This window comes from Mesorhizobium sp. M4B.F.Ca.ET.089.01.1.1 (assembly GCF_004022605.1).
Classification (GTDB): Bacteria; Pseudomonadota; Alphaproteobacteria; order Rhizobiales; family Rhizobiaceae; genus Mesorhizobium; species Mesorhizobium abyssinicae.
The window spans coordinates 1-420 of sequence record NZ_RZOS01001490.1; the positions used below are offsets into that span (position 1 = coordinate 1).

1 protein-coding gene is annotated in these 420 nt (G+C 56.0%); it reads right to left on the minus strand.

The genetic code is table 11. The annotated features are described in order from the left end of the window. Positions 1–420 (minus strand): O-antigen ligase family protein (locus EN780_RS38030; protein WP_133373037.1); only part of this gene is annotated, 420 nt, incomplete at both ends.

Here is a 420-nt window from a genome sequence, read left to right on the forward strand (position 1 = left end):
CCGGAAACTAGGAACACCATCAGGGTCGAATCTAAAATGTCATGGCCGACAAGGATGCCGGTCAGGCCGCCAGTGACATAGATGATTACGGTGACGACGATCATTGTCGCCCCGAACCGCTCTACCGGATCGGCACTGAGGCGTAGGACCCTTGCTGCGATCCAGATCGCCACGCCGAAGATTGTCGCGAGAGCCAGGGCTCCAAGCAACCCGGCCTCGACAAGTGCGGTCAAAAAGCCGTTGTGAAAGTGGTTGAAACCTTGGTTGGTTCGAAATCGCTCCTTGAATCCATCTTGTGAAAGCGTGCGACTGGCGGAAATGCCGTGGCCGAAAAATGGGGCTTCGCGAAATGCATCGAGACCTATGTCCCAGAGTCCAACCCGCAATCCGAGTGGAGTGGAATGATCGCCTTTGGTGGTG